General features: G+C 50.2%; 34 protein-coding genes. 25 read left to right on the top strand and 9 right to left on the bottom strand.

Going from position 1 to position 25,909, the window contains the following annotated elements; genetic code table 11:
* The first annotated feature begins 15 nt into the window (after positions 1-15).
* The 4 genes from AC0YNZ_RS08165 to AC0YNZ_RS08150 all read left to right on the top strand — a co-directional run bounded on the left by AC0YNZ_RS08165 (position 16) and on the right by AC0YNZ_RS08150 (position 2,984).
* Positions 16-906: a LysR family transcriptional regulator gene (locus AC0YNZ_RS08165; protein ID WP_475826105.1), complete on the top strand. Its 891-nt coding sequence runs from the start codon at positions 16-18 to the stop codon at positions 904-906.
* 113 nt (positions 907-1,019) lie between these two features.
* Positions 1,020-1,529, top strand: a complete 510-nt coding sequence (locus AC0YNZ_RS08160; protein WP_475826104.1) for a GyrI-like domain-containing protein — start codon at positions 1,020-1,022, stop codon at positions 1,527-1,529.
* Between the two features lie 36 nt (positions 1,530-1,565).
* Positions 1,566-2,084: a GyrI-like domain-containing protein gene (locus tag AC0YNZ_RS08155; RefSeq protein ID WP_475826103.1), complete on the top strand. Its 519-nt coding sequence runs from the start codon at positions 1,566-1,568 to the stop codon at positions 2,082-2,084.
* Between the two features lie 231 nt (positions 2,085-2,315).
* A complete protein-coding gene (locus AC0YNZ_RS08150; RefSeq protein ID WP_475826102.1) occupies positions 2,316-2,984 on the top strand; it encodes a DNA alkylation repair protein in 669 nt (222 codons plus the stop codon).
* Position 2,985: 1 nt separating this feature from the next.
* Here AC0YNZ_RS08150 and AC0YNZ_RS08145 read toward each other — a convergent pair whose 3' ends face one another.
* Positions 2,986-4,380, bottom strand: a complete 1,395-nt coding sequence (locus AC0YNZ_RS08145) for an MFS transporter (protein ID WP_475826101.1) — start codon at positions 4,378-4,380, stop codon at positions 2,986-2,988.
* Positions 4,381-4,501: 121 nt separating this feature from the next.
* Here AC0YNZ_RS08145 and AC0YNZ_RS08140 point away from each other — a divergent pair, with 121 nt between their 5' ends.
* The 5 genes from AC0YNZ_RS08140 (at position 4,502) to AC0YNZ_RS08120 (ending at position 9,474) form a co-directional block, all read left to right on the top strand.
* Positions 4,502-4,834, top strand: a complete 333-nt coding sequence (locus AC0YNZ_RS08140) for an ArsR/SmtB family transcription factor (RefSeq protein ID WP_475826100.1) — start codon at positions 4,502-4,504, stop codon at positions 4,832-4,834.
* 17 nt (positions 4,835-4,851) lie between these two features.
* The gene (locus AC0YNZ_RS08135; protein WP_475826099.1) at positions 4,852-5,427 is read left to right on the top strand and encodes a GNAT family N-acetyltransferase; all 576 of its coding nucleotides are present in this window, start codon (positions 4,852-4,854) and stop codon (positions 5,425-5,427) included.
* A gap of 102 nt (positions 5,428-5,529) precedes the next feature.
* Positions 5,530-5,763, top strand: coding sequence for a hypothetical protein (locus tag AC0YNZ_RS08130; RefSeq protein ID WP_475826098.1), 234 nt, complete (start codon positions 5,530-5,532; stop codon positions 5,761-5,763).
* A 79-nt stretch (positions 5,764-5,842) separates the two neighbouring features.
* Positions 5,843-7,576, top strand: a complete 1,734-nt coding sequence (locus AC0YNZ_RS08125) for an ABC transporter ATP-binding protein (protein ID WP_475826169.1) — start codon at positions 5,843-5,845, stop codon at positions 7,574-7,576.
* Positions 7,573-9,474: an ABC transporter ATP-binding protein gene (locus tag AC0YNZ_RS08120; protein ID WP_475826097.1), complete on the top strand. Its 1,902-nt coding sequence runs from the start codon at positions 7,573-7,575 to the stop codon at positions 9,472-9,474. The genes AC0YNZ_RS08125 and AC0YNZ_RS08120 overlap by 4 nt, the downstream gene beginning before the upstream one ends.
* Before the next feature lie 160 nt (positions 9,475-9,634).
* Here the strand turns inward: AC0YNZ_RS08120 and AC0YNZ_RS08115 are convergent, their stop codons facing one another.
* From AC0YNZ_RS08115 to AC0YNZ_RS08095, 5 genes are read right to left on the bottom strand one after another with little or no spacing between them, the layout of a single operon-like run.
* Positions 9,635-10,039: a DUF350 domain-containing protein gene (locus tag AC0YNZ_RS08115; protein ID WP_475826096.1), complete on the bottom strand. Its 405-nt coding sequence runs from the start codon at positions 10,037-10,039 to the stop codon at positions 9,635-9,637.
* 58 nt (positions 10,040-10,097) lie between these two features.
* On the bottom strand, positions 10,098-11,411 hold the full coding sequence (locus AC0YNZ_RS08110; protein ID WP_475826095.1) for a glutathionylspermidine synthase family protein: 1,314 nt from the start codon (positions 11,409-11,411) through the stop codon (positions 10,098-10,100).
* 4 nt (positions 11,412-11,415) lie between these two features.
* Entirely contained in the window at positions 11,416-11,754 is a 339-nt protein-coding gene (locus tag AC0YNZ_RS08105; RefSeq protein WP_475826094.1) for a hypothetical protein, read from the bottom strand.
* On the bottom strand, positions 11,755-12,237 hold the full coding sequence (locus AC0YNZ_RS08100; RefSeq protein ID WP_475826093.1) for a hypothetical protein: 483 nt from the start codon (positions 12,235-12,237) through the stop codon (positions 11,755-11,757).
* A 5-nt stretch (positions 12,238-12,242) separates the two neighbouring features.
* On the bottom strand, positions 12,243-13,262 hold the full coding sequence (locus AC0YNZ_RS08095; protein WP_475826092.1) for a potassium channel family protein: 1,020 nt from the start codon (positions 13,260-13,262) through the stop codon (positions 12,243-12,245).
* Positions 13,263-13,453: 191 nt separating this feature from the next.
* Here AC0YNZ_RS08095 and AC0YNZ_RS08090 point away from each other — a divergent pair, with 191 nt between their 5' ends.
* The 3 genes from AC0YNZ_RS08090 to AC0YNZ_RS08080 all read left to right on the top strand — a co-directional run bounded on the left by AC0YNZ_RS08090 (position 13,454) and on the right by AC0YNZ_RS08080 (position 14,858).
* Positions 13,454-13,846, top strand: a complete 393-nt coding sequence (locus AC0YNZ_RS08090) for a phage holin family protein (RefSeq protein ID WP_475826091.1) — start codon at positions 13,454-13,456, stop codon at positions 13,844-13,846.
* Positions 13,847-13,931: 85 nt separating this feature from the next.
* Positions 13,932-14,333 carry a YhjD family protein gene (locus AC0YNZ_RS08085; RefSeq protein WP_475826090.1) on the top strand — a complete coding sequence of 134 codons (402 nt, stop codon included), beginning with the start codon at positions 13,932-13,934 and terminating at the stop codon, positions 14,331-14,333.
* A gap of 135 nt (positions 14,334-14,468) precedes the next feature.
* Entirely contained in the window at positions 14,469-14,858 is a 390-nt protein-coding gene (locus tag AC0YNZ_RS08080) for a cupredoxin domain-containing protein (protein ID WP_475826089.1), read from the top strand.
* Positions 14,859-14,928: 70 nt separating this feature from the next.
* On the opposite strand, the gene AC0YNZ_RS08075 is transcribed toward AC0YNZ_RS08080, so the two are convergent.
* On the bottom strand, positions 14,929-15,195 hold the full coding sequence (locus AC0YNZ_RS08075) for a hypothetical protein (RefSeq protein ID WP_475826088.1): 267 nt from the start codon (positions 15,193-15,195) through the stop codon (positions 14,929-14,931).
* Positions 15,196-15,298: 103 nt separating this feature from the next.
* On the opposite strand from AC0YNZ_RS08075, the gene AC0YNZ_RS08070 reads away from it, so the two are divergent.
* From AC0YNZ_RS08070 to AC0YNZ_RS08050, 5 genes are all read left to right on the top strand, one after another.
* The gene (locus tag AC0YNZ_RS08070) at positions 15,299-15,586 is read left to right on the top strand and encodes a Dabb family protein (protein WP_110773763.1); all 288 of its coding nucleotides are present in this window, start codon (positions 15,299-15,301) and stop codon (positions 15,584-15,586) included.
* Positions 15,587-15,738: 152 nt separating this feature from the next.
* Complete coding sequence (locus tag AC0YNZ_RS08065) at positions 15,739-16,158, top strand: DUF86 domain-containing protein (protein WP_475826087.1); 420 nt, start codon at positions 15,739-15,741, stop codon at positions 16,156-16,158.
* A 133-nt stretch (positions 16,159-16,291) separates the two neighbouring features.
* Complete coding sequence (locus AC0YNZ_RS08060) at positions 16,292-16,927, top strand: helix-turn-helix transcriptional regulator (RefSeq protein WP_475826168.1); 636 nt, start codon at positions 16,292-16,294, stop codon at positions 16,925-16,927.
* 218 nt (positions 16,928-17,145) lie between these two features.
* Positions 17,146-17,628, top strand: coding sequence for a DUF948 domain-containing protein (locus AC0YNZ_RS08055; RefSeq protein WP_475826086.1), 483 nt, complete (start codon positions 17,146-17,148; stop codon positions 17,626-17,628).
* Positions 17,629-17,678: 50 nt separating this feature from the next.
* Positions 17,679-18,104 carry a YtxH domain-containing protein gene (locus tag AC0YNZ_RS08050; protein WP_475826085.1) on the top strand — a complete coding sequence of 142 codons (426 nt, stop codon included), beginning with the start codon at positions 17,679-17,681 and terminating at the stop codon, positions 18,102-18,104.
* A gap of 99 nt (positions 18,105-18,203) precedes the next feature.
* Here AC0YNZ_RS08050 and AC0YNZ_RS08045 read toward each other — a convergent pair whose 3' ends face one another.
* Complete coding sequence (locus AC0YNZ_RS08045) at positions 18,204-19,844, bottom strand: MDR family MFS transporter (RefSeq protein WP_475826084.1); 1,641 nt, start codon at positions 19,842-19,844, stop codon at positions 18,204-18,206.
* A gap of 47 nt (positions 19,845-19,891) precedes the next feature.
* Positions 19,892-20,344, bottom strand: a complete 453-nt coding sequence (locus tag AC0YNZ_RS08040; RefSeq protein WP_475826083.1) for a MarR family winged helix-turn-helix transcriptional regulator — start codon at positions 20,342-20,344, stop codon at positions 19,892-19,894.
* Positions 20,345-20,620: 276 nt separating this feature from the next.
* On the opposite strand from AC0YNZ_RS08040, the gene racE reads away from it, so the two are divergent.
* The 8 genes from racE (at position 20,621) to AC0YNZ_RS08000 (ending at position 25,886) form a co-directional block, all read left to right on the top strand.
* Positions 20,621-21,430, top strand: coding sequence for a glutamate racemase (gene racE, locus AC0YNZ_RS08035; protein ID WP_475826082.1), 810 nt, complete (start codon positions 20,621-20,623; stop codon positions 21,428-21,430).
* A 121-nt stretch (positions 21,431-21,551) separates the two neighbouring features.
* Positions 21,552-22,436: a M14 family metallopeptidase gene (locus AC0YNZ_RS08030; RefSeq protein WP_475826081.1), complete on the top strand. Its 885-nt coding sequence runs from the start codon at positions 21,552-21,554 to the stop codon at positions 22,434-22,436.
* Between the two features lie 86 nt (positions 22,437-22,522).
* Complete coding sequence (locus AC0YNZ_RS08025) at positions 22,523-22,765, top strand: hypothetical protein (RefSeq protein ID WP_475826080.1); 243 nt, start codon at positions 22,523-22,525, stop codon at positions 22,763-22,765.
* Between the two features lie 42 nt (positions 22,766-22,807).
* A complete protein-coding gene (locus tag AC0YNZ_RS08020; RefSeq protein WP_110773756.1) occupies positions 22,808-23,110 on the top strand; it encodes an iron-sulfur cluster assembly accessory protein in 303 nt (100 codons plus the stop codon).
* Positions 23,111-23,147: 37 nt separating this feature from the next.
* Positions 23,148-23,372 (top strand): DUF1450 domain-containing protein, encoded by a 225-nt coding sequence (locus AC0YNZ_RS08015; RefSeq protein ID WP_110773755.1) that lies wholly within the window; start codon positions 23,148-23,150, stop codon positions 23,370-23,372.
* Between the two features lie 111 nt (positions 23,373-23,483).
* Entirely contained in the window at positions 23,484-24,098 is a 615-nt protein-coding gene (locus tag AC0YNZ_RS08010) for a DUF3990 domain-containing protein (RefSeq protein ID WP_475826079.1), read from the top strand.
* Positions 24,061-24,360 (top strand): hypothetical protein, encoded by a 300-nt coding sequence (locus tag AC0YNZ_RS08005; protein ID WP_475826078.1) that lies wholly within the window; start codon positions 24,061-24,063, stop codon positions 24,358-24,360. Before AC0YNZ_RS08010 ends, AC0YNZ_RS08005 begins: the two co-directional genes overlap by 38 nt.
* 86 nt (positions 24,361-24,446) lie before the next feature.
* Positions 24,447-25,886 carry a PDZ domain-containing protein gene (locus tag AC0YNZ_RS08000; RefSeq protein ID WP_475826077.1) on the top strand — a complete coding sequence of 480 codons (1,440 nt, stop codon included), beginning with the start codon at positions 24,447-24,449 and terminating at the stop codon, positions 25,884-25,886.
* Positions 25,887-25,909: the final 23 nt, after the last annotated feature.

Here is a 25,909-nt window from a genome sequence, read left to right as displayed (position 1 = left end):
AGGATTGATTCGGAAATGGACCTTTTACAATTGAAATATTTTCAGCTGGTTGCTAAATATCAGCATCTGACAAAAGCAGCCCAAGCCTTAAATATATCCCAGCCTGCACTTAGCAAAATGATTTCGAAGCTGGAAAACGATCTCGGTTATGAGTTGTTTGAACGCAAGGGCAGAAAAATTGAGCTAAATAAGCTTGGAGAAGCTTACCTGCACACGGTCGAAAACGTCTTTGCCGAATTAAAAAACGGAGAGCAGGCGTTAGCCATACTAGCGGAGAAGCAAAGCCAGCTCATTACCGTGGCCGTCACGATACCGACGATTTTGCCGGAGTTGCTAGGCGGCTTTCTGGAGAAGCATCCGAGAGCACGGTTCAGACAATTTCAGGCATCCAGCGAACGAATGAAAAAGCAGCTGGAAACCGGTGAAATAGATGTCGGAATTTCCACAACTCCTATTATGGGGGATGAGATTGAATGGCTGCCCGTCCTTGAAGAAGAGCTTATGCTAACTGTTCCTCTGAATCACCCTTTAGCCAATCGGGGCAGCATCCGTTTAATTGAGGTCAAGGATGATCCCTTTATCGTTATGCCGAATGAATTCGATTTTAGAAGGATGACGGATGCTTTTTGTGCGGAGGCTGGATTTAGTCCTAATTATGCCTTCGAAGGCGTCGAAACCGGCATTACCCAGGAGCTGGTGGAAAAAGGTCTTGGCGTAGCTTTTTTTCCGCCGTTGGTCACAAGTAAACGAGTGTATGATCTGTCAACGGCCAAGCTCGGTATTATCGAGCCCAGATGCAGCCGGACCGTAGGACTCGTTTGGCATAAGCGCCGCGCTTATTCGCAGATTGTACAAGATTTTATTAAGTATACAATTCAATATTTAGAGGGAAAACGGAAATTATGATTACCGGAATAAAATGGTGCTTTTTCTCAGCCGAGGGCAGGAATGTTCAAAAGCATGGGGAAATATTAAAGGATACTCTGCCTAAATAATTTAAAAGGAGAGATTGACCGAATATGATTATTGAAACCAAAATCATCGAGAAACCTGCTTTTAGCGTCGTAGGCATGACCGAAACGATTCAATTTGATTCAACTGTACCGCCATCTGAGAACGCCATTGCGAAGCTGTGGGAGCGATTCGGCAAGCGCATTCCGGAAATTCCGGGTCAGCTCGGCTGGCGAAGCTTTGGGCTCATGCTGCAAAACCCGGATAACCTGCCCGGCGCGCCATTCGAATATACAGCCGCTGTGCAAATCTATCAGGACGGCGATATCCCCGAGGGAATGATTCGCATCGAAGTGCCGGCTGCGCGCTATATCGTGCTGACTTCCCGCGGCCCGCTTGACGGCATTAGCGATGTTTTCGGGCATTTCTGGGGACATTGGCTGCCGAACAGCCCTTACGAATACGACGGAGGCACCCGTACCGGCAAATATGAATTTGAATCTTATGACCAGCGCTACACGCAGCCGGACGACCCGAATAGCGAAATTGACATCTATTTTCCCATTCGCGCGAAATAAGCCAAGGACTAGCGGGAATGAGGGGAGAGGGTTATTTTGCAAGAGGCGATCGCGGTTGAGCTGGCTGAAGTTGCGCCATTCAAGGCGCTGGCAGTACGGACGGGGATGACGCCGGACAAGAGCGGGACGCGATTGGCGTGGAACAAGCTGACGGAGTATGTTCCGCTTGATGATGCGCGGTTAGCGGCAGGGCCTTCGGCGTACGTGTTTATTCCACAGCAGCAATGGGAGCAGGAAGTTGACACGCTCTGGGTTGGGTTAACGGTTCAGGAGTTCGGCAATATCCCAGATGGCGTTGAGACGCTGGAGGTTAACGGGGGGCTGTGTGACAGCGCCCGCGTATATGGGAATGAGGCACATATGTGGCGCGTTTATGAAACGATGTTCTCGTGGTTGGAGCAGTCGCTGGAATATGAGCTTGATAAACGTGATGGCGTGCTCGGTATGGAGACGGTTGCACTCGAACCATTAAACGCGTTGACGATCCCCTATGCGGCAATCGAGACATTCGATTTCACGATGCTGTATCCGGTGCGAAAGAAGTCTGGGGAGTGACGTCTGTTAACAAGAGCTGGATTCGATTATAAGCAAGGAAAGGATGGCGGTCAGTTATCGGTATCCTTTTTTTTCAGTTCAATTTTGGGTTGATAAGCCTTTTTTCAGATATTTGCATGATGAGTCGATCTAACCGGCCCATATAGCAATAAAAATGGATAAGCAGCTCTGACCATCATTGATGGCTCGGGCTGCTTTGTGCTATGTTCAAAGAAAAGGAGCTGCTATCCTATGAATGCAATTGCAAAGGCGCTGGAAATAAAATTTAGAGAGCATGCCAATCCCGAGAAGGCGGAGCCGATGGAGGCGTATATGCGCAATCAGTTCGTATTTCTGGGCATTAAGACGCCTGAGCGAACGCAGCTGCTGCGGGAGTTTTGGCAACAGAACGAAAAGCCGCAGGGCGGGGAACTGCTTCAAACCGCAGAGCAGCTGTGGCAGCTGACGGAGCGTGAATTCCATTATGTGGCGATGGGTTTGCTTGAGAAATACAGCAAGGAGGCGAGGCCGCCATATATCGATGTGCTGGAGCGGTGGGTGACGACTCAATCGTGGTGGGACACGGTTGATTTTTTGGCAGCGCATTTAATCGGTTATCATCTGTCGAAATACCCGGAATTAATTGCGGATTATACGGAGCGCTGGATTGTTTCGGACAACCTGTGGCTGCGCCGGACCGCTATATTGTTTCAGTTGAAATATAAGCAGCATACCGATACGGAGCGGTTATTTGACTACATACGCCGCACGAAGGACGAGAGCGAGTTTTTTATACGCAAGGCGATCGGCTGGGCGCTTCGGGAATATGCAAAAACCGATGCAGCTCTCGTGCACCGGTTTGTTAAAGAAACGGATCTCTCCCCGCTAAGCAAGAAGGAGGCGCTCAAGCATATTTTGTAGCTTATAGCTGCTGGTTGTCCCCAAGCTGCTGCGGCCTGGAAGATGCGTAGTGCAGCCAAGAAACGACAATCGCCAATGCGGCAATGATGCCCATGCCCCAGAAAATAATCGAGAATGAACGGTCAAGCGGGAGCGCGCTTTGCGCGGATAGTACGATACCGCTAATCGCGACACTGAAAGCACCGCTGATGAATTGCAATAGCTGGAACAAGCCCATTCCTGCGCCTACATGCTCACCTGGCAATATTCGCGACAGCTCGTTGGAGACGCTGGAATTTAAGGTAGAGAACGCGACACTCATCAGCATGTATATGACCATGACAACGTAGATGGAACGATCTGCGAATAAGGCGAAAGAAATGGCGGCAGTAAGCAAAAGCCACGGGGTGAGACGAAGCAGCATGCTGTTGCCGTAGCGGTCAATGATTTTGCCAATTCGATTGGAGGCCAGCATCGCGACGAGTGCCCCCGGGAAAATAATGAGACCGGCTTGGCCCGGCGTCAGCTTGAATAAGTGAATGAGCACCTGCGGCAGCAAGAACAGCGTTGAAAAATTGTTAATGTATGATATGACGCCGAGCGAAATGAGGCGTATATACCTTTTATTACGGAACAATGAAGGCTGAACAAACGGATTCAATGCGCGATTGATTCGAATCCAAAATAAAATGAGCGCAGTAATTCCGCCAATAAGCGCAATCCAAAAATGGTTCGTAATAAACAACAGCACTCCGGTTGATCCGATTCCGATAAATGCCGCGCCCATAATGTCGAAGGAGCCTTTGCTTACAGCTTCATCCGGCAGCAGGCGATAGAAAAGAGGGATTAGAAGCAGCGAGATGCCGGTTACGATGAACAGATCGTTCCAGCCCAGATATTGCGTAATCGCGCCGCCGATAACAGGCCCGAGACCAAGGCCGAGCGACGCTGCGGAAGTAATGAGCGCCATCGATTTGCCGCGCCTGGAGAGCGGAATGAACCTTGTGCTGAGTACGATCGTTAAGCTAAGAACGGAGCCTGCTCCTGATGCTTGAATGAGCCGCGCAACAAGAAGAAGCACATAATGATGGCTAAAAAATCCAAGCACGGACGCGCCGCCCATTGCCATTAATCCAATCGTCAGCAATCTGCGAATGGGAACAAAGTCGGAGAGCCTGCTGTAGGTTATGGATGAAATGGCAAATACGATGGAATAGCCGGTTATGATCCATGAGGCTGCTGAAGAGGAAAGCATGAATTCAGCTGTCACCTGAGGAAGCGCCAGATTGAACATCATCGTATTCATAATGACAATAATAATGGTTAAGCCTAGCAGCGGGATGACGAGACCGTCTCGAAAGGCGGGTCGTTCCCCGGCGGTTAAGGGGGACGCGGTAATAGCGGTAGCGTTTCTCATGGGACCTCCAAAGTGGAAATTTGTCATATTTTCATTGTACGATAATTATCGTACAATGAAAATATAGCACGGGTTGTGTTATAATGCAATGAGAGTATGACGAGAAAAGGAGAGAATGCGTTTGAAAATTTTATTTCATCCCAATCGCGATGATATTGAGCTTACTTCCGTGTTGTATGCGTTAAGTGATCCTATCCGGCTTAGCATTGTTCATGCTATTGCTAAGAGCGGCGAGCAATCCTGCGGCTACTTTGACTTTCCGGTCGTGAAGTCTACGATGACGCATCATGTCCGCACCTTGCGTGAGGCCGGCGTGCTGAATGTTCGCAAGCAGGGCACCCAGCATTTTTTGACGCTGCGCGCAGAGGATTTGAATATTCGCTTTCCAGGACTATTAGCTGCCATTATCCAGCACGACGCCTCCATTAGCGACCTTCCCGGAAGCTTAAAATGAACAAAGGAGCTGGATCCATGTCAGTATCGTTTTCATTTCATGCGTTTCCTCAAATGGAAACCGACCGTTTTATTTTGCGCAAAACAGAGGAACGGGATACCCGCGATCTGTTCGAACTTTATTCGGAGGAGGAGGTCCTGAAATATACTCAGCTATTGCCGTTTTCAGCCGAGGATGAGGCATGGCATGAAATGAATTGGCATTTGGAGATTTTTACCCAGCAAATAGGCATAAGATGGCTAATCGAGGAGAAGCGCTCAGGCAAAGTGATCGGCACTTGCGGCTTTTTGCATTATTTAAAGGAATATGGCCGTACCGAGATAGGCTATGATCTGGCTTCAAGCTACTGGCGTAGAGGCGTCATGAGCGAAGTGGCGGCGCCGATTCTCGCTTTCGGCTTCAACCGCATGAAATTAAATCGCATCGAAGCGAAGGTGGATCCTGCAAACGCTGCGTCGATCGGGCTGCTGACTAAGCTCGGTTTCAAGCAAGCCGGCGAATTAAGGGAATACGAAATCGAGGAGGGGAATTTCGTAGAGCTCCTTGTCTTTTCCATGCTTCGCAACGAATTTTCAGTTTTGCAGATGTTGTAAGCATCTTTCGCAAATGACGCTTACAGCGTATAATAGAAGGGAGAGAGTGAAGGCTTACGAAGTAAGTTTTGTTTCACAAAACTTTTGAGGAGGACAACAATTATGTCCATTAGCAAAGCGAAAAAAGCTAGACAAAAGCTGGCGCAGCAAGGGCGCGTGACGCCGGATGTTATGCGGGGCAGCTGGCAGGGCGTCAATCCGGCCATCAAACGCACACCTAGCCTGCAGGAGAAGCAAGCCAAGCTGAATAAGAAACACCGAAGGAATCACGCGAGCTACAGCGATGGTTCCTTTTGCATTTATAAGAGGCAGCAGGCGCGTTGCGAAGCATGTTAGCCTCTTTTGAATTTCATAATTTTGGTATGGTAAAATAGATGATAGTCCTTTATGAATAGCTGAGTGGAGATGATGCCGTCTGTTAAAATTGTTTCGCGATTTGAGAGTGTATGGGTTAATGATCGCCTTCGTGTTTCTGCTCGTATTTTTGCAATCGCTATCAGAACTTTATTTGCCTACACTGATGGCGGATATCGTGAACATTGGCATTATTAAAGGGGATACGGGCTATATTGTGAAGCTTGGCGGCTTCATGCTGCTCATTACCGCTGCGGGCGTTCTTTTCTCCATCGCGTCCAGCTATTATTCTTCCGCTATCGCAGCAGGCTTTGGCAAGCGGATTCGGAGCAAGCTGTTTGCCCATGTGGAAAACTTCTCTTTGCACGAATTTGATAAAATCGGAACGGCCTCGCTCATTACGCGCACAACCAACGATGTGACGCAGGTGCAGCAGGTGCTTATTATGATGCTGCGCATGATGGTAATGGCGCCGATGATGTGCATTGGCGGCATTATTATGGCGGTTTCGAAGGACGCCACGCTGTCGCTCGTATTCGTTGTCGTTGTTCCGGTTCTTGCAGGAACGATTATTTTTATCGGCTCCAAGGGTGTCGTCCTGTTCAAAGCGATGCAAATCAAAATCGACAAGCTGAACCTGGTTCTGCGCGAAGGCTTGACAGGCATACGCGTCATTCGTTCTTTTAATCGGACGGGATTTGAACAGCGGCGCTTCGATAAGGCGAATAAGGATTTGACAGATACGGCCATTAAGGTAAATAAAGTGATGGCGTTTATGATGCCGATGATGATGCTTATTCTTAATTTGTCCAGCATCGCGATTTTATGGTTCGGTAGTATCCGGATTAGCAATAACGATATGCAGATCGGGGATTTGATGGCTTTTCTCCAATATGCGATGCAAATTCTTTTCTCATTGATTATGGTGGCGATGATGTTCATTATGGTGCCTCGCGCTTCGGTATCTGCCGTTCGGATTAATGAGGTGCTCGGCATGAAGCCGGACATTCAAGACGCCCATGACGCAGGGAATGACCGGAGAGCGGGGGAGGGCGGTGCCGTTGAGTTCCGCGACGTTACGTTCAGCTATCCGGGAGCAGAGAAGCCGGCATTGTCGGCGATTTCGTTCACCGCGAATTCGGGCGAGACGACTGCCATTATTGGCGGTACCGGATCAGGAAAGTCGACGCTCGTTAATCTTATTCCACGCTTTTACGATGTCGATTCGGGTCACGTGCTAATCGATGGCTTGGACGTTCGGAGCCTTTCACAGCAAAACCTGCGGGCGAAGATCGGTTACGTGCCCCAGCAGGCAGTGCTGTTCACCGGAACGATTAGCGACAACATCAGGTATGGCAAAGAAGAGGCAGCGGACGAAGAGGTCAGGCATGCTGCGCAGGTTGCACAGGCTGCTTCTTTTATAGCCGAGATGCCGGAGGGCTATGACTCGATTATTTCGCAAGGCGGCACGAATGTGTCGGGCGGACAAAAGCAGCGGCTTTCCATCGCGCGGGCGCTCGTGAGGAAGCCGGACATTTATATTTTTGACGACAGCTTCTCTGCTCTCGACTTTAAGACGGATTCGCTGCTGCGGGCAGCGCTGAAGGAAGAAACGCGGCATGCCGCAGTTCTTATTGTTGCGCAGCGGGTAAGCACGGTCATTCATGCCGATAAAATTATCGTCCTTGATGAAGGCGCAATTGCCGGCATCGGCACGCATCAGCAATTGATGCAAACAAGCGGCGTTTATCGTGAAATCGTATCGTCGCAGCTGTCAGAGGAGGAGATCGCATGAGTGAGCGTCCGCATGATAAAAGACCGCCCGCAGCGGGCGGCGGACCCGGCTTCGGTCCTCCAGGCAGAGGCCCAATGGGGCCTGGCTTCGGACCGATGGGCGCGCTGGGGATGCCGATGCAGAAAGCGAAAAATTTTAAAGGAACGCTTCGCAGACTGCTCGCTTACTTAAAGCCGCAGCGGATGAAGCTGATCTTCGTGTTCTTCATGGCCGTGCTGAGTACTTTGTTCTCTATCGTCAGCCCGAAGCTGATGGGGAACGCCACGACCGAAATATTTGAAGGAATAATGGGCGGCGGCGTCGATTTTGCTGTCATTATGCGTATCGTGCTCATTCTGATCGGACTCTATCTGTTGAGCTCGCTATTTGCCTATGTACAGCAGTATGTAATGGCAGGGGTTGCCCAGAAAACGGTTTACGTGCTTCGGAGCGACGTGAACGATAAGCTGACGCGGCTGCCGCTTTCGTTTTTCGATTCGAGGACGCATGGGGAAATATTGAGCCGGGCCGTGAATGATGTCGATAACATTAGCAATACGCTGCAGCAGAGCTTGACCCAGCTGATTACCTCGATTGTAACCTTGATCGGCGTCATTATTATGATGCTGACGATCAGCCCGCTGTTGACGGTTATTTTGCTGCTTACGCTGCCGCTTAGCTTTTTTGTTGTAAAAGCTATCGCCTCGAGGTCTCAGAGTTATTTCAAGTCGCAGCAAGCGCAGCTTGGGCAGCTGAACGGTCATGTGGAGGAAATGTATACCGGTCATAAAATCGTCAAAGCGTTTGGACGGGAACGCAAATCGGTAGCGGTTTTTGATGAAATTAATGAACGGCTTTACCATTCCGGCCGTAAGGCGCAATTCATTACCGGCATTATGATGCCTTTGATGTCGTTCATAAACAACATTGGTTACGTGCTGATAAGTGTCGTCGGCGGTATTCTAGTGACGCGTCAGGCGATCAAAATCGGCGACATTCAAGCGTTCATTCAATATGCGCGGCAGTTTTCGCAGCCGCTGGCGCAAACGGCGAATATCGCGAACATCATCCAGTCGACGATTGCATCGGCGGAGCGGGTGTTCGAGCTGCTCGATGAGCAGGAAGAGAGCGCGGAGCCGAGCGGCAAAGAAGCGGCGGTCATTGCCTCGCCGAAAGGAAATGTGCATTTTGAGCATGTGAGGTTCGGCTACAAGGAGGATGCTGTCCTTATCGGAGATATGAACATAGATGTGAAGCAAGGGCAAATGGTCGCCATTGTCGGCCCGACGGGTGCCGGTAAAACAACGTTAGTTAATCTGCTCATGCGGTTCTACGAAATAAGGGAAGGCCTTATTACCGTTGACGGCGTGAATATTACAAAGCTGCGGCGGGGTGATCTGCGCATGCTGTTCGGGATGGTGCTCCAGGATACGTGGTTGTTTAACGGCACGATTCGCGACAATATCGCCTATGGATGCGAGGGTGCAACGGATGCGGAAATTATCGAGGCGGCTCAAGCGGCGCATGCCGACCATTTTATCCGGACGCTGCCTGATGGCTACGACACGATTCTAAATGAGGAAGCGTCAAACATTTCACAGGGGCAAAAGCAGCTGCTTACTATTGCGAGAGCCATTCTTGCCGACCCCGCCATTCTTATTCTCGATGAAGCTACAAGCAGTGTAGATACGCGAACCGAGGCGCAAATTCAGAGGGCGATGGGCAGGCTGATGGAAGGGCGAACAAGCTTCGTCATTGCCCACCGATTGTCGACCATTAAGGATGCCGACATCATTCTTGTCATGAATCACGGCGATGTAATCGAGAAGGGCAGCCATGACGAGCTTCTGGCAAAAGGCGGCTTCTATGCTGACCTGTATAACAGCCAATTTTCGAATGAATCGGGCTCGGTAGCCTGATATGGCTGAGGCTGACTTGAGAATGGCGACAAATAGAGAAGAAAATTTCTCTAATTGGTTTGATCCGCGTGCTTAGAGGCCAGTGTGAGCAAAGAAGGGCAACCGCCCGGCAGAAATTGCTGCTGGATGGTTGCCCTTCTTTTGAATGCGCCAGACGCTGCTACATCAGAAACGTGCCGATTACGATGGATACGCCGATGATGACGGAGCGGAGAAGCTGAGCAACGGCAAGATTGCCCTGCTTAATCTGATCACACACTTTAAAGCGCGGCGTAAGAAAATCGAAGACAAGGTAGACCAAGCACAGAATGGCTATGCCGATGGCAGACCAGATAAGCATCGACACCCACGAATGGGAGCTATACGAAACCATTGCAACAATGATACACAATCCCAGCAGCTTGCTGCCCATGTACATGCCTGCAGCCTGATTGCCTTTGCTGATTTCCTCGGAATCGTTATAACGGGTTAGTTTACTGAATACGAATGCTCCCACGCCTAGAATGATGAGCAGGAGAACGAGGCCGATCCCAACATTAGCGGCATTTTGCCAAAATTCATTCATTATTGATCCTCCTCAAAGTTTTGTGATGCAAAACTAGCTTCGTAAGCCGATGCCGCGGTTAGTCTCTAATGGCGGCGGGGCAGTAGTAAGCCATATCGCCTGTAATTTTGGCGCCGACTCTTGGGAGCAGGCCTGCGAAGGAGCCGCCGATGACATAAACGCCGGTTAATAAACAGCCATGGAACTTACCCTCGTCGGTATCTACGTCGGTTTCTTCCATCGCAAAGCGCTGTTGATAGATTTTTGGCTGCTCGCTGTAGTACAGTCTCGTTTCCTCCGCTTCTTCCCCATAATCCTGATGACCCCACTCTTCAGATTCTAGCGTACCGTCGCCTGAATAGAGAGCCGTTCCCTTGCCTTCGCGACCCCAGTAGCTTTTGGCGACATAAGGAATATGCTGCTGAACGAATACCGTATTCTCAAAATAAGTGGGTAGAAGGTATTTGCGAATGATCTCAAGCTCTGCCCCGCCAAAAAGCGGATGGCCGAGCACGTCCCGCGATTGCTCGTTCCGTTCATATAACGCCCAGATGAGCGCCATAAAGCCTTTGCTTTGCGTAATAATGCTCTGCGGCGGATTAATGAGCGCAAGCCGGCCGAGTCCCACGAGCTCCATAAGCGCTTCACCGATCGGCAAGCCGGTGTCCGCCCCGGTATCATGAATTAAATATTCAAGCGGATAGAGGCGGTACAAAATATCGATGCGTTGGCCGTCGCCGTACAAGCCGTCGCCCTCCACGATAACGAGCTGGTCGAGCGGTACGAATAGGACGGAATAGCCGAGCTCGCGAATCACGTCCATCACATATTCCGTATTGCATTTATCTTCAATATGCCAATCGTAGCAGGTGCAAGCGATCGTACCCGTTAAGCCTTCGCTTCGGTAGTGGGCGATAAGCTTCTTGAACGCGTCCTTCAGCGCATTGCGCATTTTCTCGGAAGCGGAGCGGTGAGCGGTGTAACGGCTGACGATTGCATTTCCTAGAAAAGCGGTCTCCGGAATGCCGGTTGGGGTGTCGGTATTATTTTCGATACATTTAAGCCCATGCGCCGTTACGATCCAGTCCTGCCGGGATACCCCGTGGGAAGGCGTTTCCATACGCGCCGCAGGGACCAGAGAGGGATGAATGCCTAATTGCCCGATTAGAAAAGCATCAGGCAAATGCTGCTGCGCAAACCGCAGCGACTTTGTGTAAATCTGGTCGACTTGCTCTGAGGCGGCCTGAAGCTCCTCGAATTCAGCCTGTGTGTACAGCGTTACGGCTGGCAGGCAGTACTGCTTGCCATACATGCGATGGTATGGAATTCGCAGGGCAAGCTCGCCCTGAAACAGCTCGCCATGGGACAGTGAAAGCGGAATGACGCGCTGCACGTGCTTAACCTCCGCTGCTGCCGCTGCTAATGCCGGAGCTGCCGAAGCCTTTTGAAGAGCTGGAGCCGGATTTGTAGCTGGATGATTTTTTATACGTTTGGCCGTTTGAAATATAAGTGCTGCGACTGCTGCCGCTGTTATTATCGCAGTAGCCGTTATTGTCGTAGTCGTTACAATCTGTAGAGTTTGCCGTATTGCAGCCGCTGAGAGCGACGGGTACGGTTAGCATCAAGGCGAAAGCGAGCGCTTTCTGGCTATTCGCTTTAAATTTGGCGCCGGCTGCCGCTGCAGCCTCCTTTGAAGCTCTGCTGGCTGCCCGCTGCTGTGCCTGCTCATCACCCATCTATAAGTTCACCCCTTTCAAAAAAACGACAAGCTTGCTGCGATCCATATCATAGATGGTATAGATCGTCTCATAGGTTCTCTGTTCACTCACAATATAATGGTCAAGCAGAAGCTGGGCGAATGCCAGCAGGCTGGCCGGGGATTGCTGCGCCAGCGTACAAGGATTAAAGCGGTAGCCGTTCCACAGCAAATATTCGACCTCCATATTAGGGGAGATGGTGACGTATTCATAAAGGGCCGCGCGAATCGCCTGCCCGTATACGATATCGTCGGATTCATTATACGGCTTAGCATAAATATGATGGCGTTTGCCGTCCTCGCATTCGTTAGCCGTATGCTCGAATACGCTATTGCGGAATATGGTTGCATTTACGAGCTTGCGTACAAAAATATCGTCTCGCGTTACATCGACTTCGATAATGGTTCGTTCTACGCGTTGTTCTTCCTCCGACCATTCCAAGTAGGTCAGCGTGCTATTCATCGTTACTACCGCCTCTCTGATCTAATCTTCATGATGGTCTCGTCATTCGAAATAACGAATAAGCGGGCAGCGGCCGGTATAGGCGCGTCTAGCTTGCGGTTAATGCTCATGTCGGCGCGATCCGCGATAAGGGTGGCGCCTTTGCGCAGCAGCGCTTGGAAGGCATCGCCATACGTGGACCAACCCGGATCTACGGCAACCTCGAATACGTCCTCGCCATATTTTCTGCTGAGCAGCTGCATGAAAATATCCACATTGCCTTCCTTTAACGCAGATCGTACGGCCAGTCTGGAAACGGCATCATGCGATAAAATAAAATCATTTACTTGTACGTGCCGGAAATTGAGAATATGTTTCTCCAGTATGATTTCAACCGTCGTATGGACAGCGGGAGCCGCCTGTTCAATGCTTGAAGCGATCAGCAGCGATTTGCCGTCGATGAGCGAGGTGTCATCAATATTCGGATCGGCAAAAATAATCGCTGAACGGGCCGAATGAATGTTAGCCTGCTCAAGCACGTCAGCCGATGTTGGATCGCCGCTCACGAAGTGGACCCGCTGTTGGTCGAACGGATGCTTATCACTGTTATCGATAATAATGATGGCCAACTTAGCATCCGAATCCAGCAAATCCTGGGCCGCAAGCTGCGCTTTTTTGCTCCAATTAATGACGATGATATGGTCCCGGCCTTGAAATTTCAATTTTCCACCTTCTCTTCTGCGCTGAAGTTCAGCGATCGAATCGATAATTTTTCCGATTAACAGGCTGAGCAGACCGATTCCGAACACGTATAGCAGTATGGCAAGCACTTTGCCGGGCACCGTCTTTGGGAAGAAATCGCCATAGCCGACTGTCGCGACCGTCGTCATAACCCACCAAAACGAATTAAACCAATGGCCGAAGGTATCCGGTTCAAGCAGGAAAGCAATCGTAGATCCGATAAATACGAGCAATAATGTAAGTAAGAAGACAAAGTAATTGTTTAGACGAAGCAACTTGATCGTAAGTTTCAAAAATAATTGCATGCCTGTCACCCTCGCTCTAAATTATTGCTTTATAAACCATACTATCTTTCCTAGCATTTTCCAATATGAAAATATTTGAAGTTAAAACCCTGCTTCATAGAAAACGGCCTGCCGGCTTACGGGAAGACGGACAACCACCGCCTCTTATGCATATAATATTGCACATTTAAATGAAGGAGGTGTGGTGAATAATGCCCTTAATTTGGCTATGTTCCGTTTTCGGTCTGGTTGGTTCAGTCATTACGTTTGCTTTCGGCAGCTGGGTAGAGTCTCTTACCTTATTAGTAGTTGCGATGGGCATCGATTATGTTACGGGGGTCGCGGCATCAATCAAGGAGGGAAGAGGCTTAAATAGCGTTTTTGGAGCATGGGGCTTGACTCGAAAAGGTTTAATGCTGCTCGTTATTTTGCTCGCTCATCGAATCGATATATTGCTTGAGACGAGCAATGTGACGATGGGCGCCGCCATCTATTTTTATATCGCCAACGAGCTGATTTCCATTACGGAAAATTATGGCCGGATCGGTCTGCCGCTTCCTGAGCGGCTCCGCAAAATAATCGAAGTGCTTAAGGATAAGAAGTAACTTTTGGATAAACGCAATTTAGCTTGCATGAAATCGCCGCCGCTGGCTATAATAAGAACAGATGTTCTTGTTTGGAGGGGTGGCAATGGCCGCAAATGAGGAAGAAGTCCGCGGCAGAGTCAGAACGGCTGCGCATCCGCCGATACAGACCGAGGAAGAGCTCGTGCTGGTGAAGCGTTACGTGCTGCTTGGAATCGTAATGCGTATTTTGGACCATGATATTCGTGTGATCGGCACTTCAGCCATTAAGCTGCCGCGGTTTTATGAATCTATGCTGCGCGGCTTGCAGGACCGGGTGCTGCTTGAACTCGCTGCCATCAGAAGGCAGTTTCGAGAGATGGGCATTAAAGTGTACGAGGAGAAGCGCGAAACGGACGGCTTGCACACCGAGTACGTTTGCCGGGGCTACCATCACCGATTTTTTATGCTGTGGGGCTTTGTGAAGGCGGAGTCCGAACGCGTGTTAAAACAGTATTTGTCCAGCTGATTTTGAATTTGTTCATGGTTTTGTCAAAATAACAAAAAAACTTTTCCTCTTTCCGAAGTTTAAGGTTGAGAACTTCGGACGATCTTATGTAATATAAGAGGTAGACATTATGATCGCAAAGGGGAGCACATAGCAATGCATAAGTGGATTATGTTTACTTTATTTGCAGCGGCGTCGTTGCTGGGCTTATATTTGCTCACATTCGCCTTGCCTGCTAAGCCGGTTGACGAGTCAGCCTCGCTGCCAGAAGGTATGACTTTAATGAAGGTAGTAGCATCCAATGATTTCGTATTTGATCAACCAGAGTACAAAGTTAAGGTTGGAGACAAAGTTAGACTTAAGCTTTCGAATAAAAGCGGTATTCACGGGCTACATATTGATGAGCTTCAAGTAGCTCTGGATAACGACCACCCGGAAACGGATTTGGAATTTACGAAGCCAGGCACATATAAGATCTATTGCTCCATTCCATGCGGGCAAGGACACACAACGATGCATTCCACTTTAATCGTTGAAGCAGCCTAAAGCTAAAACGATTTACAGATTGTAAAAATGCGAAAGGAGCCGAAAGGCTCCTTTTTGTTGAAATGAACAGCTATCGCGCTGAACGGGGATGACGCTCGCTTTCCCGGCCGCGTGCGATGAGCACGTCGGCGATAAAGCCGAGCAGCGCCCACGTGATTACGGTAAGAGCGTACATAAGCAGAACGCTTACCTCATGCACGTCGATAAATAAATCAACGACCCATGAGGGAATGCTGAACATGAAAAAAACAAAATTGTGCGGGTCATAGCCCGTGTAATTAAACAAGCAGATTGCGAGTCCAATAAATGTAGCAACAATTGTAACCGGATAGCGCATAACGTACCGATCTCCTTCTCGTTAAAGATTGCCGTAATGCGACTGCATAGGTTATTATGTGACAAAAGGACGAAAGTCATGCAACTCAGAGGAGGAAATAAAAATGATTACTCATATCGTTTTTTTTAAGCTTAAGGATGGCAGTGAAGAGAGCGTAGCGCGTACCGCACAGGTACTTAGAGATATGGAAGGCAAGATTGAAGTGTTGAAGTCGATCGAAGTGGGTATCGATGTTCTGCATTCGGAGCGCTCTTACGATATCGCGCTTATTACGAAATTCGAATCATTGGAAGCGCTCGAGGTTTATCAGGTGCACCCTGTACATAAAAAAGTGATCGAGCACATGATGCAAGTCCGCGAAGCTTCCGTCAGCGTTGATTTTGAAAGCTGAGAGGCAGGTTAACGTTTTATGAGCGACATGAGAGACGTTTATGAAGTGATGACGTATTTGCTGGTCATTATTTTTAGCAGCATTATTATGGTAGCATGGCTTAAACGCAAGGCGAAAAAAAAGAAGTAAGGCTGAAAGCGGGCGACTGATTGATGTATTATGTAAATCGCGAACAAATTGCCGTGCGGTTGGATTCAATTGCTGAAATCGCATCAGCGCTGCAGTCTCTTGCCGCAAATTGGCAGGGCACGGTGCTTGAAGGATTGGCGCAGGAGAGAGCGCTGCACCTGGCCGTTGAAACGGTAACGGATGTCGGAAGCTTCCTCATCGACGGCTTTATTTTGCGGGATGCGAGCAGCTATGAGGACATCATCGAAATTACGGGAGAAGCAGGCGCTTTTCCGGGCGATATGGAGAAAACGCTGATCGATCTCGTGAAGCTGCGCAAACCGTTAGTTCAGGATTATTATATTTGGCAGAGAACGGAGCTTCATCCGCTTTCCCATACCCTTTCCACGCTGCTGCCAGCCTTCAAGCAATCGGTTGAAGAGTATTTGGAACGCGAGCTGTAGAGCGGGGCAATGAGCTTTTGCTGCCAAATAGAGGTTCTTGCTAAGTAAGCTCGATTAGATTGATTTACGAAAAAGTCAAAATACGATACAATGTCGCTATCAAGCCTGCAGAGGTGGTGAAGGGTTGAAGCGGATGAAAGCGGCAGAGTCTAGAAAAGATAGCTCTACGCGCGAGCGTATATTGATGCTGTTGAAAACAGGCGGCAGAATGAACGCTGGCGACATAGCGAGTGAGCTCGAATTAACGGAGATGGCAATTCGGCGGCATATGTATACGCTGGAGAGCGAAGGCAGCGTCAACATCATATCTGTGCGTCAGGCAATGGGCAGACCGCTCCACGCCTACGAACTGACAGCTCAGGCAGATGAGCTTTTTCCAAAAAATTATCATTTGCTTGCACTCGATTTGCTCGGCGAGCTGGCGGATGACCCGGATACTGCAGCGCTTATTGACCGGATGTTTGAAGGCCGCAAGAAGAAGCTGCTTGAACGTTATGAGCCGCGTATGGCGGGCAAGAGCTTGGAGCAGAAGGTAAACGAGCTTGCTGCCATCCAGAATGCCGGAGGCTACATGACTGAAGTGAAAACACAGAGCGATGGCAGCTATATGCTATTTGAGTATAATTGTCCGATCGCACAGGTTGCCGGTAAATACCAGCAGGCGTGCAGCTGCGAGCTTTCCTTGTTTAAATCCTTGCTAGATGTGCCCGTGGAACGTACGGAATGTTTGGCTAAGGGCGGAGGCAAGTGCAGCTATCATATCGGTTAATATCGGTTAACGGAATAAATGGGAGAACGATAGGATGTCTTAGCAGATCTGAGAAGATTTGCTGAGGCATCCTTTTATTTGTTATAGGAATAGACGATTTTCATTTCGGTTGTGTCATGACAAGCCCATGCTGCTTATACTGTCATTACGCAAGTGGGCATTCGTCTAGAAGCGCGTACGATGAGCGCTGCAATTGATTGAGGAGGAGGGATATGGGCATGGCGGACATAGTTACATGGAGCGCGGCGATAGCTGCAGGCGCATTTGTCGTTTTGGTAGCGGGCATACTGTTAGCATTACGATCAGCGCTTAGCAGGCTGGGGCAATTGCAAGCTTCTGCTGAGTCGATGCGACAGGACTTGAATAAGCTGTCGTTAGAGTTGAGCGGACTCCTACAGCCGGCAGCGGAGACGATTCGCGTCATGCATCGTCAGCTGCAATCGGTGAGCAAGCTGTTCGAGGCGGCAGGGCAGGTTGGAGGAGCGATTGCACATACAACATCGGCAGCCGAGCGCATAACGTCCGTATTGTCGGAATCGGCTGAGCAGCATGCGAAGCGGTATGAGACAAAGCGGCAGGTCGGTGAAGCGCTTGAGTGGGCTGAGCTAGGAATGACTGCATGGCAGCTGTGGCAAACTAGCCGAAAGGCAGCGGCGCCTGCTGAAGATGCACATGAACCCGTATTCGAATCGGAATCCTGATCAAAGAGCAGAAGACGAAAAGCACGCTAACAATGAAAGGAGCGACTACAATGTCAACACGTAAACAATCAAAAGGATTTTTGCTGGGCGCATTAGCTGGAGGAGTTGTCGGCTCGATTACTGCTCTGTTACTCGCGCCAAAGCCTGGCAAGGAGCTGCGTCAGGATATTTCGGCTCAAGCGCAGAAGGTTAGCGATACGACAGTGAGGGTTGCAGGTCAAGTAAGTGACACGACTGGCCGTTTTGCAAGGCAAATCGGAGATCAAGCGGCACAATTCGCAGACAAAACGAAGCAAGCGGCTAGCAGCGTTGTAAGCAGCGTAAGGGGAAGAAACAAAGGCATCGAGGAGACAGAAGCGATTTCTGACTCGACGGAAATTGTAGCCCTGTCGGAAGCAGGCGGTTTACAAGAAACAAGCGCGATCGAAGCGGTAGAAGCCGGGGAAACAGAAGCGGCTGCATCGAAAGAATTTTAATCGTTTAATGAATGACGAAGCCAGCTTAAAGAAAAGAAAAAGGCAAACTGCTTGGAGCCGCGTCTCCTGCAGTTTGCCTTTTTTTAGTAATATGGGCTTCTAGATATGATTCATTTGGGGTTCAGAGCCTGCGGATTCCTTTTCTTCCTTCGGCGGCTGAACGAGCTTCACGTTTTTCAACAGCAGCGTAAGCGCCGTTCCGATCAATATGAATACGAGTCCGACCCAAAACACCGTATGCAGAGAATCGATAAGCGTAGACTTTACGACGGGCACCATTTGATCTGTAAGCTCTTTCGGAAATTGCGCGAGCACTTTCGGATCAAGCAGTGTTGAATAAATGGCTTGCGGATTCGAAGCAACGGTTGCCGAGGTTTGCTCCGCGAATTGCTTCGCTTCCTCAGGAAGCTGCCCGAGCAGAGGTACCAGCGTTTCCTTTAGATGGCTGCTCGATTGCATGTTCATGACGGCACCTAGCAAAGTCATGCCGAACGTGCCGCCGATTTGACGGAAGAACGTGCTCGAGGACGTTACAACGCCCAGCTGCGATTTCGGATACGATTCCTGCAGGACGAGTGTCAGCAGCGGCATAACGAGACCGATTCCGATACCCAAAATAACCATAAACGACGATGCCGTCAGCTTATCCGTCGTTGCGTCCAGCGTTGTGAGCAGGAAGAACGCGACGGCTACGACGATCATCCCGATTGCAAGCTGCAGGCGAACGCCGATTTTGTATACGACCTGACCGCCGATAACGCTGAAGATCATCATCGATACCATCATTGGCATCATGACGGTACCGGATTCGGAAGCCGAAATGCCGACGATCCATTGCATGAAGAGCGGCACGAACATAATGGCGCCGAACATGCCAAGGCTCATAAAGAAGCCGATCCCGTTGATCATAGTAAACGTTTTGTCTTTAAATAGCTTAACTGGCAAAATAGGCTCTTCCGTTGTCGACTCGATACGAACAAACAGCGTGAGCGAAATGGCGGCAAGAACGAATAAGCCAATGATTTGCCAAGACAGCCAATCGAATTCACTGCCGCCGAGCGACAGACCCAGCAATAAGCTGACTACGCCGACAATCATGGTGAAAATGCCGGCCCAGTCAAATTTAACGCGGCCTTCTGCTTTCTTGCCGCTAAGCGAAATCGCAATCAACACAGCAGCAAGCACGCCAACAGGCAAGTTAATATAGAAAACAAAGCGCCAATTCCAAGAATCGACGATCCAGCCTCCCACCTGAGGTCCCAGCACGGAGGAAAGACCGAATACGGCTGCAAAAACGCCTTGCCATTTGGCACGCTGCTTGCCTGTAAACAAGTCCCCGATAATGATCATAGCCATCGGCATCATAATACCGCCGCCCAGGCCTTGAATTGCGCGGAAAATAATAAGCTGTTCAATGTTTCCAGCCACGCCGCATAGGGCGGAGCCGATTATGAAAATGATAATTCCGCTGACATAAACGAGCTTCCGTCCTAGCAGATCGGCGAGCTTGCCGGCAATTGGGACAATCGTGGTCGAAGTGAGCATGTAGGCGGTAGTCAGCCATGCCATCAGCTCTAAGCCGCCCATCTCCCTGATGATGGTCGGCATGGCGGTGCCGACGATTGTACCGTCCAGCGCTGCAAACAGCATCGCGATGAGCAGGCCGATGATCAACAAACCCCGCTTGTTGGCGGAATCAGCTGCTATGAGTGGCGCTGCCGCTTGTTTTGTATTTTCCATTTGTATTTATCTCCTGTTCTTCTGTTATTCAGTCGGTTCGCTTTCCGTTAATTATCCTTCGAAAGCTCGCCTGCTATTTTCTCGAACGTTTGAACGAATCGAAGCATCTCCGCTATGTCCATCTCCTTTAAGTAATGCTTCAGCAAGGCTTCAACATCGCCCTTTATGCGCTGCAGCGCTTCGGCTCCTTTGTCCGTGCACTGCACGAGCACGACGCGTCGATCTTTCGAATCGTGGATTCGCTCGGCGTAGCCGTTGTTCACGAGCCGATCGAGCATCACCGTAATGGCGCTCGGCTTCACTTCCATTTTTTCTGCTAAGCGTGATACGGTAATGTTCTTCTCGCTCGAAATAATGCTCAATATAAAGCATTGGGGAGCGGTCAAATCATTGTCCAGCTTCTGCGAAATGAGTGATCCGATTCGGCGGTGTGTTGTCGTCATGGCTTTATTGAACCGTTCGACGATATGCTCAAAAGTCGGATCAGTCTGTGGCTGCATGTATTGTCACCTCTTTGTTTCAGTATTTAATAGTTAAAGTATTTAAATATTAAGTTATATACATTTAAATTGTCAACAGGAAATTGAAGCGGGGGAGCAGCCTAACTTTGAACAGCTTGTCATGCAAAAAAACAGCAGCCAGCGCATGATTGCAGGTATGCCGCTTCGTTGAACCTTGTCCGAATCTGCGATAAGATGTAGGTACGTTTTTGTGCCTGTATTCATATGCTATTTTGACTTGATTCATTACACTTTGTTTAGGAAAGCGGTGTGTTCGTGCAGCAACCGATTGCGATACTAGATTCAGGCGTAGGTGGACTCACCGTTGCCAAGGAAGTTATGCGACAACTACCGCGCGAAAAAATTATTTACTTCGGAGACACGGCCAGGACGCCATACGGTCCGCGTTCATCGGAAGAGATTGTTCGCTTTACGAGAGAAATTGTTGATTACCTAATCCAATTTAATCCCAAAATGATTGTTATAGCATGTAACACGGCAACGGCTGCCGGACTTGACGATATCCGCTCAAGAGTTACGATTCCCGTTGTAGGCGTCATTAATCCGGGTGCCAGGGCGGCGATCGGCCTTACGGTCACGGGCTGTGTCGGCGTCATCGGAACGGAGGCGACGATCAAGAGCGGCGCGTACGAGCAGGCTTTGCGAGAACTGTCGACAAATATACAAGTGATCAGCGAGGCATGTCCGAGGTTTGTGCCGTTAGTTGAAAAGGGAAAATTCCGTTCCACTGAAACGTATGAGACGGTGCGCAGCTCCATCGGTCATTTGCGGCACTTTCCAATGGACACATTAATACTTGGCTGTACGCACTATCCGTTTTTGGCTGAGACGATATCAGAGGTGATGGGTCAAAGCGTCAAGCTGATCAGCTCGGCAGACGAGACGGCGCGGGAGATCAATGCGATATTGCAGGAAAAAAACAAGCTGGCGCGCGGCGACATGGTGCCTTTGCACCAGTTTTTTTGCAGCGGCAATCCGCTATTGTTCAAGTCGATTGCCCAGCAATGGCTGGGTGAGCATATCCAGATGACGCCTGTCGTATGGCAAGTGCCGAATATTTGTTAAACGTTTGAATAGAAGCCGGGTCCTGTGAGGGACTTGGCTTCTTTTTGTCGTTTGCTTCATAGGACATATATAACAGCGCATACGATGATAGAACAAATCCACGCAGCTGGAGGCGATCGTTATGTACTCTGTACAAAACTATGGCTATCTCGATTTAGTAGAAGGCGTTAGGCAGCTAGCGGGAAGATATCCGTTTCTGTCGGCGCATGTCATCGGAAGAAGCGTGATGGGCAAGCCGTTGATTGCCCTTCGCTGCGGATGCGGCCCGCGACTTATTCATATGAACGGCTCTTTTCATGCGAACGAATGGATAACCTCTGCTCTGCTTATGCGCTTCGTTGCAGATTTATCCGCAGCTTATTGCAGCGGCGAGCAGATTGGCGGTCAGCAAGTGGAGGATCTCTGCAGGAACGTGACGCTCTGGGCAGTCCCGATGGTTAACCCCGATGGTGTAGAGCTCGTTCAACAAGGCGCTCCGCCATCGCATCCGTTTCATAGACAACTGAACGAATGGAACGGAGGATCCGATCAGTTCAGCGGCTGGAAGGCCAACATTAGGGGCATTGATTTGAATGATCAATTTCCCGCCTTTTGGGAAGAGGAGTGCAAGCGCAGAGGAATAGAAGGGCCTGCGCCGCGGGACTACCCGGGGCCCTATCCGCTAAGCGAACCGGAGGCGGTCGCGATGGCCCGTTTCACGGAGACGATGGCATTCGATGCTGTCATGGCGCTTCATACGCAGGGACGGGAAATTTATTGGAATTACCGCGATTACGAGCCGGCTGAGGCGGAGCACCTGGCTGGAAGGCTTGGGAGGGTAAGCGGCTATAAGCCGGTGAAGCTGGCGGGCAGCGATGCGGGCTATAAGGATTGGTTCATCCACCGGTTCCGCAGGCCTGGATTTACGGTAGAAGCGGGGTTCGGAGAAAATCCGCTGCCGATGAGTAATTTTGACAATATTTATGTAGAGCTGCAGCCGCTGCTGCTAGAGGCGCTTCGTCTTTAGCGGCTTTCGGCCGTCTGTGCGCAGTAGGTAAACAGGGGTGCTTATGCTATAATAATCGGAAAAGGTCAGCAAAGGTGGAATTTCTGATGCGTAAATTGCTGTCGCTGCGCCACTGGCAGCGGACGTTTGTCCGTATTTTTCAGCTGCTTCGTTCTAAGAAAGTTTCACTGCCGGACAAGCTGATTTTTTCCGTGCCTGTACTGCTTTATTGGGTGATGCCGGACGTGCTTCCGTTACCGTTTTTGCCTATCGACGATATCGCGGTAACGATGCTGCTCGCGGAATGGTTTGCCCGCAGAATGGAGACCAAGTATAATATGAAATTATGATCATTGCCGTAAGGCATAACGATAAGAGGAGCTGGATAAACGATGAATTGCAAAATTTCCAAAAACGCAGCAAAGGTTATACAAGTTGAGCTGGACAAGCCTGAGAACGCGGGTAAATTGCTGCGCGTCTACGTTACACACTCGCATGGCGACCATGCTCATTACGGCATGGGGATTGACGAGCCAACGGAGAAGGATGAAGTCGTAACGACAGACAAAGGGATCGACGTTATTTTGGAGAAGGGCAATGAATTTCTGGATGGCGTCCGCATCGATTACTTCTATGTGCCTGAAGAAGGCTTTGCCGTTACGAATCCAAGTAAGGGCAACCACGGCGATCACTAGGATTTATAAGTATCCGGTTGAAACAGGAAGATGAATTATGGCTAACGATATACGGGTTTGTGATAAGTGCAAGCACATGAAGATGAAATCGATTGTGCCGAAGCTGCAAAAGCTGGTGCCTGACGCGGAAGTTCGAGTCGGCTGCAAGTCCTATTGCGGGCCTTGCGCAAGGTACGCATTCATTTTTGTTAACGGCCGTTACGTTAAGGCGGCAACAGAGGATGAGGCGATCGAGAAGGCCCTTCCTTTTATCAAAAAATAAGCTTCAATTATCATTTCATACTTAAAGCACACAACAGGACCCTGCGATTGCTCTATTCGTAGGGTTTTTGCGTAAATAGGAGCAACCATGCGAAACGAGGGGAGCACGAGGGTGGACATAACGACGCCGCAGCTGTTATATCACGGAACGACAAGCGAAACGGTGCAATCGTTTGGGCAAAAGCTGTTAAATTCGCCTTATTGGCGTCCAGGCAAAGATTTTGGAGAGGGCTTCTATACGACGATATCGCTAGCGCAAGCCCGCAAATGGTCGCATAAAGCGGCGAAGGAGTCATGGGAAGGAGGCCGTCCCTGCGTGCTCGTCGTTGAGCTGACGTCGGTACCGGACCGGGTTGAGCCGTTGTTATTTTTATCCGACTCGCCGGCATGGGCATCCTTTATCTACGCTCACCGCAAGGCGACGGTTAAGGGCAGCGATCCATGCGAATTCCATCCGGACATTATAATCGGCCCGATGGCGGACAACGACACTGGAAAAATCGTACATAAAGCAGTACAATTAAAGAAAGATGAGCATTGGTTCTATGAACAGATTACGCTATCGCGCAAAGGCAGGAAGCTGGATTCGCTCCGGCTCGGCAACCAGGTCGTCTTTTGCTCCGAACGGTGGGAAACGCATTTAAAGCTTGTCGGCTATCATATTTATACGGGAAGCAGGTGGATGTATCATGAAAGCGAAACCGCAGGTCAGGTTAAGCTTGTATGAGCGGGGAATAGTAGAGGCGTTAGTAGGCGAATACGGCTATACCGCAGCGGACGCGAGAATGCTGGTCGTGGAATATATCGAAGTCGTCCGCAAGCTCGCCGGCTATGACAATTGCGGTCATTACGCGCAGCTTCTCGATCGGGCGCGCCGTATGAACCATCCTCCGTCGCAGTGGCTTGAACGTATCCAGGACGTGGAGAAGGGCGAGCTGAGAGACAGGGGCATCGAATCGGAAGAGCGCCAATATTTGCAAACGAAGTAGGACCCCGCGATATGGATCGTCGGGTCTTTTGTTTATTTTACGGCTGCGGCACATACTAGTCAGAGGAAGCTTAGGAGGAAGAACAGATGCTGAAGCCGGCACGCTATTACTTATTTGGACTGGCCGTGGCGCTGGCTTGTTTGGTTGCGGCAGAGCTGATTTGGCTGCCGGCGCCGCTTAGGACCGGCAGCGGGATGCAATGGATCGAGATGATTGATCGGTTATTCAATGCGCTGGCGCTTGTTCCGCTCAGCTGGGCGTTCGGTGCTTTGCTCGGCGTATGGCAGCAGCGGAACTGGAAGAGCTTTGCGATTTTACTGCAGTTATTGCGGCTTATAACCGCCGGACTTGGGATTGTCGGGGCGGGCTATGTGCTGCTTGCACCGGAGAAGCTGTTTCAGCTGCTCGTTGTCATTGGCGCCGCGGCACCGCTTGTTTTTATGGATATGCTGCTCAGCGAGGGGCTGGAGCGCGCGCGTGCGGCGAAGGTGTTGCGAGAGGGAGAGCTGCGTGCAAGCGCTAAAAAGGGGCGTCTAACGCTTCTGTGGCTGCCGATACGGGGCATCGTCGTATTAATGATTACGATAGTGCTGCTCTTGGCTTTGCTCTGTCCAACAGGCTACCAGGTCACGTACCCGGGCATGACGCTGAATATGAACCGCTACGCCCATGTGGAGGGGGGGAATCGGGGCGGCACGATTAACGGTGTACTCGTATTCGAAAGGCCGGCGGTGCCGGCTGATTGGCTGTATGCGAGTCTTCTGCCGATGTACAGCTTCGAGAAAATACCGGCTGATGAGCCTCCGCTGACGGAATCGTATGCGCAAGTCGTTCTGATGAAGACGGATGCAAACAGCATAGCTGCCGCCGTTGCCATGAAGAAAGCCGGCGTTGGAGGCGGTATAACAGCAGATGGGGTTAGAGTTATTGCGGTGGTGAAGGACAGTCCGGCCGACCAGCGGCTGCAGGCAGGCGATATTATCGTTCAGCTGAACGGACAGGCCGTTCGTTCCATAGCTGATTTGACAGCCTATATGACGAAATCCGTCAAGCCCGGCGATTCCGTCGTGGTGAAGCTGAGAAGGGATGGGGCTGAGACGGAGGTTGAGGTTAAGACAAGAGCATCGGAGGATGCGCCTGAACGGCCTGCATTCGGTATTTCGGTACAAACGGAGCTGCATCTAGACATCCCTCGCAGCGTCGGTTACAAACGATTCATGGCGCATATTGGAGGACCGTCGCATGGCGCTATGCTGACGCTTGCGCTTATCGATCAGCTGACGCCCGGCGGTGTTACATACGGCAATCGGGTAGCTGGAACAGGTACGATTGAAGCGGACGGCTCGATCGGCCTGATTGGCGGCATTAAGCAGAAGGCATACGCGATCAGTCGCACGGATGCGGACGTATTTTTCGTGCCGGCGGCGCTTGAAGAGGCGGCCCGCAGCGGAGCGCCCGCTCTAAACATCGTACCAGTGAAAAAGATCGATGATGTGCTAAGCTGGCTTTCACAGCATAAGAAGTAGGAAGCAAAAAAAGGGCTGCCCCG

Source organism: Paenibacillus sp. J2L1-98, from assembly GCF_056269405.1.
Note: the sequence above shows the minus strand (reverse complement) of the source record. Positions and strands in the feature narration are given on the sequence as shown.